The sequence below is a fragment of the Ventosimonas gracilis genome, assembly GCF_001580025.1.
Taxonomy (GTDB): domain Bacteria; phylum Pseudomonadota; class Gammaproteobacteria; order Pseudomonadales; family Pseudomonadaceae; genus Ventosimonas; species Ventosimonas gracilis.
In genome coordinates this window covers 1-6,726 of sequence record NZ_LSZO01000147.1, presented here as the reverse complement: position 1 = coordinate 6,726, position 6,726 = coordinate 1, and the positions used below count along the sequence as shown (strand labels likewise).

5 protein-coding genes are annotated in these 6,726 nt (G+C 56.0%); 2 read left to right on the top strand and 3 right to left on the bottom strand.

The window, feature by feature from the left end:
* Window positions 1-87: 87 nt before the first annotated feature.
* On the bottom strand, window positions 88-2,649 hold the full coding sequence (locus AXE65_RS06985; RefSeq protein ID WP_068390015.1) for a GcvT family protein: 2,562 nt from the start codon (window positions 2,647-2,649) through the stop codon (window positions 88-90).
* Between the two features lie 473 nt (window positions 2,650-3,122).
* Between AXE65_RS06985 and rph the strand changes: the two genes are divergently transcribed.
* A complete protein-coding gene (gene rph / locus AXE65_RS06980; protein ID WP_068390018.1) occupies window positions 3,123-3,845 on the top strand; it encodes a ribonuclease PH in 723 nt (240 codons plus the stop codon).
* A gap of 47 nt (window positions 3,846-3,892) precedes the next feature.
* Window positions 3,893-4,300: a DUF4870 domain-containing protein gene (locus AXE65_RS06975; protein WP_068390012.1), complete on the top strand. Its 408-nt coding sequence runs from the start codon at window positions 3,893-3,895 to the stop codon at window positions 4,298-4,300.
* Window positions 4,301-4,389: 89 nt separating this feature from the next.
* Here AXE65_RS06975 and gatB read toward each other — a convergent pair whose 3' ends face one another.
* Window positions 4,390-5,841: an Asp-tRNA(Asn)/Glu-tRNA(Gln) amidotransferase subunit GatB gene (gene gatB / locus AXE65_RS06970; RefSeq protein WP_068390009.1), complete on the bottom strand. Its 1,452-nt coding sequence runs from the start codon at window positions 5,839-5,841 to the stop codon at window positions 4,390-4,392.
* 12 nt (window positions 5,842-5,853) lie between these two features.
* On the bottom strand, window positions 5,854-6,726 hold an 873-nt coding region (locus tag AXE65_RS06965; RefSeq protein ID WP_153015411.1), incomplete at its 5' end, for an amidase.

Sequence of the window (6,726 nt, the reverse complement as noted above, 5' to 3'; positions counted from 1 at the left end):
AAGGTTGTACACATTGGCTGCATGCTGCGCCTAGTCTGGCGAAATTTTGAGCAGCAGCGCGGCTCGCGTTTGAAGCGGGAACAGACCCTAGCTTCTGGGTTTGAGGTTTTCCGGGTCGTAGAGTGGTTTGTAGCCTACGGCGGCCACTTCTACCGGGAAGGTTTCGCCAAAATATTCCACGCAGAGCCTGCGGCCTTCTTCGCAGAAGGCGTGCGGCAGCGGGGCGAGAGCGATGTTTTTGCCGATAGTAGGGCCAAAGGCGACTGAGGTGGTGTAGGAGCGCCTGCCGAGTTCATCGACCAGGGTTTGCCCGCTTTGCGGGTCGATCACCGGCATATTGCCAACCGGATAACGCACCACCCCTTGGCTGTCGGTGGTATCGAGCAATACCAAGGTGCAGAGCATGGCCGGTTGATGGGCGCGGGCGCGGTGCTCTAGATGTTTGGCCTTGCCGCGAAAGTCGGCTTCTTTGACTTTGGGGCGGGCGAGGCCACATTCGAGCAGGTTGTATTCGGTCAAAAGGTCGGCGTTTTGCAGGCGCAGGCTTTTTTCCAGACGACGCGAGTTGGCGTAGGTTTCCACGCCCACGGCGGTAATGCCGATGGCGCGTAGCGCGTCCCACACGGCAAGGCCGTCTTCATAGCGCATGTGCAGCTCGCAGCCTTGCTCGCCGACGTAGGAAATGCGAAAGGAGGTGACTTCACGTCCGGCGATTTTAAAGTCGCGCAGGGAGGCGAACGGGAAGTTTTCCGGCAACAGGCCGTCCGGGTTATCCACGACTTGTTGCAGATTGGCGCGAGCGTTCGGCCCCCACACGCCGATAGTGATGTATTGCTCGGTGACATCCTCAATCTGCACGTCAAAGCCTTTGCGCTGCGCCTCACGGCGCATGTAGTGAAAGTCGCGCGGGCCTGCGTCTGCGCCGTTAATCAGGCGGCAGCGGTCTTTTAGGCGCAAGATGGTGAAATCCGCGCGAACCATGCCTTCATCGTCGAGAAAGTGGGTGTAAATACCTTTGCCGATATTGTTATCGCCGCCGACTTTGGCGGCCGACAGCCATTCGAGCAGGGCAACATGATCCGGCCCGCTAATGTCGCAGATATGAAAGTGCGACAGGTTAATCATGCCGACATCTTCGCTTAACTTAAGTTGTTCGGCATTGGAAACGCGCCAAAAGTGGCGGTTGTCCCATTCGTTTTTACGAACCGGTACTTGGTCTTTGAATCTTTCCAAAAGGTGTTCGTTGGCGGCGTAGCCGTGGGCACGCTCCCAGCCGCCCAGTTCCATAAAGTAGCCGCCCAGTTCTTTTTCTCTTTCATAGAAGGGTGAACGGCGAATATCCCGGCCTCCGGCAAAGGGTTCGCGTGGGTGCACTGGCGGGTTGTAGATTTTTTGCGCGGTTTCCGTGCAGCGCTGCTCGATATAGTCGGCTTTTAATTGGAACGGGTTAAAACGCGCAAAGTCGATGGCGTGATGGTCAATTGCCGTGCGTCCGTCGGTCATCCAGTCGGCGACCAGCTTGCCAAAGCCCGGTGCGTCCTTGACCCAAATGCCGACCACGTACCAAAGCCCGCGCACTTTTTGGCTTTCGCCGACCGCAGGACCGTTATCGGTGGACACTTGTAGCAGGCCGTTAAAGGAATGGCCTTCGTTGTAGCCAAGCTCGCCCAAAATCGGCGTGAGTTCCATTGCGCGTTCCAGCGGCTCCATCACCTGTTCCATATCGAGGTCGCGCTGCGACGGCGACAAACGCGCCTGCTCTTTGGGCAGAATGTCGCGTGGGTGCACCAATCTGGGGTTTTGTTCCTCGTAGTAACCCCATTCAATCTGCCCGCCTTCGCTGGTTTTCGGGTCGCCGGTATCGCGCAAATAAGCGGAATTGCCTTGGTCGCGCAGCAGCGGGTAGCCGATTTCAAGACCGCTGCCGGCAAATTCTTGATAAGGACCGAAGAAGGTTAGCGGATGGTCAACCGGCATGACCGGTAGGTCTTCACCGGCTTTTTCTGCCATCAGGCGACCCCAGAGACCGGCGCAAATGACGACGTAGTCGGCGCGAATCGTGCCTCGGCGCGTCACCACCGCTTTGATTTGCCCGTCTTCAATAAGTAAGTCATCGACTGCGGTATTGGCAAAGACCTTGAGCTTGCCGCTCGCCTCGCATTGGTCTACCAGTTTTCCGGCCACGGTTTGCGAGCGCGGCACGACCAAGCCCGCGTCAGGGTCCCACAGAGCGCCCTGGATAACGGCTTCTTCGAGCAGCGGGAATTTCTTTTTGGCCTCGCTTGGGTCAATTAAAGTGGCGCGAGTGCCAAAGGCTTTGCCGGAGGCGACTTTACGCTTGAGTTCGTCCATCCTTGCATCGTCACCGACACGGGCGACTTCCAGCCCGCCGATACGCGAGTAGTGGCCTAATTTTTCAAAGAAGTTAATGGAATAGAGCGTCGTCCAGCAGCTTAAAAAGTCGTGACTGGTGGCGTAGCAAAAGTCCGAAGCGTGCGCGGTTGAGCCGACATCGGTGGGAATGCCGGAGGCATCAAGGCCCACGATGTCGGTCCAGCCGCGTTCGATTAAGTGATGGGCAACCGATGCGCCCACGATACCGCCAAGACCGACGATGACCACCTTGGCCTGTTCGGGAAACTTTGACATCGGATGTTCTCCTGTATGAGATGTTGTTATGCACGGCTGCGAGTATAGGAAGCTGTTGTTGCCCGCCTTGCCTGAAATCGACCCGATATGTTCTTTTTCTGCCAGCTTTGGCAGTTTTTGACTGGTTTTACTTGACAACCGGGCAGCGCAATCTTCGCTGGCTAGGGTCTGTTCCCGCTTCAAACGCGAGCCGCGTTGCTGCTCAAAATTTCGCCAGACTAGGCGCAGCATGCAGCCAATGTGTACAACCTTGGCAAATGCTGCAACGCCGTATGGCGAAATTTTGGGCGCAGCCCGAAGGGACGGGGCAGATTTTTCGCGCTGCTGTGTTGCTCGTCGTTCATTTGCATGAGCAAATTTCTCTTCTCGCGCCTTGCCGCGCGTAAAATCTGCCTCCGTCGCGGCCACGTTTGGAGCGGGAACAGACCCCTATGCTAGACTGCGCCGCCTATTTTCGCTTCAAGGCAGTTTTTATGCAGCGCCCCAGTGGCCGATTGGCCCATCAGTTACGCAGGATTGAAATCACCCGTCATTACACCCGTCATGCCGAAGGTTCGGTTTTGGTCGCCTTTGGCGATACCAAGGTCATTTGCACCGTTAGCATTGAAAACGGCGTACCGCGCTTTTTAAAAGGACAAGGGCAAGGCTGGCTCACCGCCGAATACGGCATGCTGCCGCGCGCAACCGGCGAGCGCATGGCGCGCGAGGCCAGTCGTGGCAAACAGGGTGGGCGCACGCTGGAAATCCAGCGGCTGATTGGCCGCTCGCTGCGTGCCGCGCTGGATTTAAAAAAGCTCGGTGAAGTCACTTTGCATGTGGATTGTGATGTTATCCAAGCCGACGGCGGCACACGCACCGCTTCCATTACCGGTGCAATGGTTGCGCTTTGTGATGCGCTTTCGGTCTTAAGCAAACGCGGCGCATTGAAAAAAGGCCGTCCGTTAAAATCCATGATTGCGGCGGTTTCTGTCGGCATCTGGCAGGGCGAGCCGGTGCTGGATTTGGACTATCTGGAAGACTCCAATGCCGATGCCGATGTCAATGTAGTGATGAACGAGGCCGGGCAGTTTATTGAAGTACAAGGCACCGCTGAAGCGGCGCCTTTTGCAGCGGATGATTTACAAGCCATGCTATTGCTGGCAAGCAACGGCGTTAACGAATTGATAAAGGCGCAACGTGCCGCGCTGGAATGCTAATCTTTAGCCTTCATCTTAAAGACCAACCACGCAAGGAGTAATAGCTTATGACTGAATCAGTACAGGGCGCAGCCCCCGATAATCCGGAAATTCGAAAACACGCCATGATGTGCCACTTTATCGCTCTAGCGGCCATTATTATGCCCCCAGTCGCAATACTGGGTCCGCTAATTTATTGGCAGCTTAAAAAAGGGGTTGACCCTTTTGTGGATGAACAAGGCAAAGAGTCGCTTAATTTTCAGCTTAATGTCTTTGCTGCGTGCATCGCATTGTTTATCTTATGCATTATTTTTGTGCGCTTGCCGGTGATTGGTGGTTTTTTTGCGGGCACTTCCTTTTTGGCGGGACTGGCCATTGGCATCGCTGGTATTGGATTTGCCGTATACGCGGCCATCAAGATTAATGAGGGAAAAAACTGGCGTTATCCGCTGCCCATTGTGCGCTTGATTAAATAAACCTGATTAAAGCAACATAAAAAGCCAGCCTTTAAGCTGGCTTTTTTATCAGGGCTATAAGCGTCCTTTTTAGTTTATCTTCACCCGTTTTATCCCTGTTCCAGTTTTTCCTTCAAAATCGCATTAACCCCCGCCGGGCTGGCTTTGCCTTTGGAGGCTTTCATCGCCAAGCCTACGAAAAAGCCGAACATTTTGCTGCGTTTGCTTTCATCGCTTTGGCGGTATTGCTGAACTTGGCTTTCGTTGGCGGCGAGGACTTGGTCAATAAGCGCACCAATCGCGTCGCTGTCGGTGACTTGGCGCAAGCCTTTACTTTCGATAATGGCATCGGCGCTTTTACCCTCGCCGCTCGCCAGTGCTTCAAAGACTTTTTTGCCGATGGTGCCACTAATACTGCCGTCCTTTATGCGCAATAACAGGCCGGCTAATTGCTGCGCGCTGACCGGGCTTTGTTCGATGTCGATAGCTTCACGGTTAAGCAGGCTGGACAGTTCGCCCATTACCCAGTTGGCGGTGAGTTTGGCGTCTAGGCAAACTTCAGCGACTTGCTCGAAGTAGTCGGCCATATCGCGGCTGGCGGAAAGCACGCTGGCATCGTAGTCGGACAGTTGGTAATCACGGATAAAGCGCGCCTCTTTTTGCGCGGGCAGTTCCGGCAGTTCGCGGCGCAGCCTGTCTAAAAAGGCAGGCTCAATCACCACCGGCAGCAGGTCGGGGCAGGGAAAATAGCGGTAGTCGTTGGCTTCTTCTTTGCTGCGCATAGAGCGGGTTTGGTCTTTGCCGGGGTCGTACAGACGGGTTTCCTGCACGATTTTTCCGCCGTCTTCGAGCAGGTCAATCTGCCTTTGCACTTCGTAGTTAATGGCTTTTTCGATAAAGCGAAAGGAGTTGACGTTTTTAATCTCGGTGCGCGTGCCAAATTCGCTTTGTCCGACCGGGCGTACGGAAACGTTGCAATCGCAGCGCAGCGAGCCTTCGGCCATATTGCCGTCGCAGATTTTTAAGTAACGCAGCAGTGCGTGGATGGTGCGCACATAGGCGACCGCCTGCTTGGCGCTGCGCATGTCCGGCTCGCTGACGATTTCAAGCAGTGGCGTTCCGGCGCGGTTTAGGTCGATGCCACTCATGCCTTGAAAATCTTCGTGCAGGCTTTTGCCGGCGTCTTCTTCCAGATGGGCGCGGGTAATGCCGATACGCTGGGGCGTGCCGTCTTCCAAACGAATATCGAGATGGCCGCGGCCGACAATCGGTTGCTCAAACTGGCTGGTTTGGTAGCCCTTGGGCAGGTCGGGGTAGAAGTAGTTTTTCCGTGCAAACTGATTGCGCGGGGCGATTTCTGCTTCTATGGCAAGGCCAAACAGGCAGGCCATGCGCACCGCCTCGGCGTTTAATACCGGCAAGGTGCCGGGCATGCCAAGGTCAATCAGATTCGCTTGAGTGTTCGGCTGCGCACCAAAGGCGGTGGCGGCCGGGGAGAAAATCTTTGAGCGGGTGGCAAGTTGGGCGTGAATTTCCAGCCCGATAATGGTTTCCCATTGCATGTGAGGTCTCGCTTAAGCAAAGTCAGGCGGGCAGGCCAGGTGCCAGTCGGTCTGTTGCTGGTACTGGTGGGCGCAGCAGAGCAGGCGGCTTTCGGCAAACCAGGGGGCGATCAGCTGAGCGCCGACCGGCAATCCCTGAACAAAGCCGCAAGGCATGGATAATGCGGGCAGTCCGGCGAGATTGGCGGTGATGGTGTACAGGTCGCCCAGCCAGGCGGCGGTGGGGTCGTCGTTTTTTTCGCCGATAAGCCAAGCAGGAGCAGGCACGGTCGGGCTAAGCAGCATGTCCACCTCGGTGAAGACCTGTGCAAAGTCGTTTTTAATCAGTCGGCGGATTTTTTGCGCTTTTAGGTAATAGGCATCGTAGTAACCGGCGGACAGCGCGTAAGTGCCCAGCAGAATGCGCCGTTTGACTTCGCTGCCAAAGCCTTCGCCACGGCTGCGCAGGTAAAGGTCGTGCAGATTTTGCGGATGTTCGCAGCGATAGCCAAAGCGCACGCCGTCAAAGCGCGACAGGTTGGAGCTGGCTTCGGCGAGTGCAATCACGTAGTAAGCGGGGATGGCGTGCAGCAAGGACGGCAGCGAGACTTCGCATAACTCGGCGCCTTGGGCTTCGAGCACATGGGCGGCGCTCATCACTTGTTCGGCAACGCGGCTGTCCAGGTTTTCGGCAAAGCACTCTTTGGGCAGGCCGATACGAACGCCTGTTAACGGCGTACCCAGTGCGGCGGCGTAATTTTCTGTCTTCTGTTCGCTGCTGGTGGAGTCTTTTTCGTCAAAACCGGCCATAGCCGACAGCAACAAAGCGCAATCTTCGGCGTTTCGCGCGATCGGCCCGCCTTGGTCGAGGCTGGAGGCATAGGCAATCATGCCCCAGCGCGAGAC